The organism is Marilutibacter maris (genome assembly GCF_006546735.2).
Taxonomy (GTDB): Bacteria; Pseudomonadota; Gammaproteobacteria; order Xanthomonadales; family Xanthomonadaceae; genus Marilutibacter; species Marilutibacter maris.
In genome coordinates this window covers 1-1,796 of record NZ_VICD02000182.1, presented here as the reverse complement: position 1 = coordinate 1,796, position 1,796 = coordinate 1, and the positions used below count along the sequence as shown (strand labels likewise).

The following is a 1,796-nucleotide window of genomic DNA, read 5'->3' as shown; positions in this document are numbered from 1 at the left end:
GTCGGCGCGCTGCCCACGGCGGTCAACGGCCAGCCGTTGCCGTCGCTGGCGCCGATGCTGGCCCGGGTCACCCCGGCGGTGGTCAGCGTGCACACCAAGCAGCGGGTGCGGGTCAGCCCGTTCGGCAACGACCCGATGTTCCGGCGGATGTTCCCCGAGCTGACCCAGGAGCGGATCAACGAATCGCTGGGTTCGGGGGTGATCGTCGATGCCGGCAACGGCTACATCCTGACCAATCACCACGTCATCGAGGGCGCCGACGAGGTGTCGGTGACCCTGGCCGACGGCCGCACCCTGTCGGCGAACTTCGTCGGCTCCGATCCGGACACCGACATCGCGGTGATGCAGGTCAAGGCCGACGGCCTCGCCGCGCTGCCGCTGGTCAGCGCCGACACCCTGCGGGTCGGCGACTTCGTGGTCGCGGTCGGCAACCCGTTCGGGATCGGCCAGACGGTGACCTCGGGCATCGTCTCCGCGGTCGGCCGCTCGGGCCTGCGCGGACTGGGCTTCCAGAACTTCATCCAGACCGACGCCTCGATCAACCCGGGCAACTCCGGCGGCGCCCTGGTCAACCTCAACGGCGAACTGGTCGGCATCAATACCGCCAGCTTCAACCCGCGCGGCAGCATGGCCGGCAACATCGGCCTGAGCTTCGCGATCCCGACCGGGCTGGCGCGCAACATCATGGACCAGTTGATCGCCAACGACGGCGTGGTGATCCGCGGCGCGTTCGGGGTCGAGACCCAGCCGGTCACCCGCCAGCTCGCCCAGGGCCTGGGCCTGGACGACGCCCGCGGCGCGCTGGTCAACCGGGTCTACAGCGGTTCGGCCGCGGCCGCCGCCGGGGTCGAGCTGGGCGATGTGATCGTCGCCGCCGACGACCAGCGCATCGACGGCCCGGACGCCTTGCGCAACTTCGAGGGCCTGCAGCGGGTCGGTTCGCGGGTCGCGCTGGACATCCGCCGCGACGGTGAACCGATGACGTTGCAGGTGGAACTGCGCGAGCAACCGCGCACCCTGGCCGGCGTCGATCTGGACGAGCGCCTGGACGGCGCCGTGTTCGCCGAGCTGCCCGAGCGCCTGCGCCAGGCCGGCGCCAACGGCGTGCTGGTCGAGTCGGTCGCCAACGGCAGCCGCGCGGCCGGCAGCGGCCTGCGCGCGGGCGACGTGGTGGTCGCCGCCAACAGCGGCCGCTTCGACGACCTGCCCGGCTTCCGCGCCAGCTTCACGCGCTCTCCGGCACAGTTGGTACTCCGCGTCGTCCGCGGCGGCCGCCCCTACAACGCGCTGATGCGCTGAACGGCGGCGCCCCGCCGGCGACACGCCACTTCCCCACCGAGACCACAAGGAATTGCGATGAGCCCCACCTCGACAGAATCGATGAAGAGCCACCTCGGCGACGCCGGCAGCCACGTCAAGCAGGCCGCGCAGGACACCCGCGAGGCGGTACGCAACGCCGCCGGCGCCGCCGGCGACGAGCTCAAGCTCGGCCGCGCCAACGTCAAGGCCGACCTGGCCGACAGCGCCCTGGCCGGGCTGGCCGCCGCCGAGGAAGCCGGCGGCGCCGCACGCGAGCAGATGGACGCACTGATGGACAAGAGCCGCGACCTGATCGACAGCGCCGCCGAGCTGGTCCGCGAGCGCCCGCTGGCCTCGTTCGGAGTCGCCTTCGCGGCCGGCTTCATCCTCGCCAAGCTCGCCAGCAGCAACAACGGCAACAAGTAAGTCGCGGGTGAGCGAGGAGACCCCAAGGCCGCAGCCCGACGACGGCGACGGCGGCCCGGCCCCCGGGCGCG

Annotated in this window: 2 protein-coding genes; both read left to right on the top strand. The window is 72.2% G+C overall.

Annotated elements, in window-relative coordinates; genetic code table 11:
* Window positions 1-1,299, top strand: a 1,299-nt coding sequence (locus FKV24_RS10955; RefSeq protein ID WP_141482409.1) for a trypsin-like peptidase domain-containing protein, incomplete at its 5' end; no start/stop codon positions are given.
* A 57-nt stretch (window positions 1,300-1,356) separates the two neighbouring features.
* A complete protein-coding gene (locus FKV24_RS10950; protein WP_111265413.1) occupies window positions 1,357-1,725 on the top strand; it encodes a hypothetical protein in 369 nt (122 codons plus the stop codon).
* Window positions 1,726-1,796 lie beyond the last annotated feature (71 nt).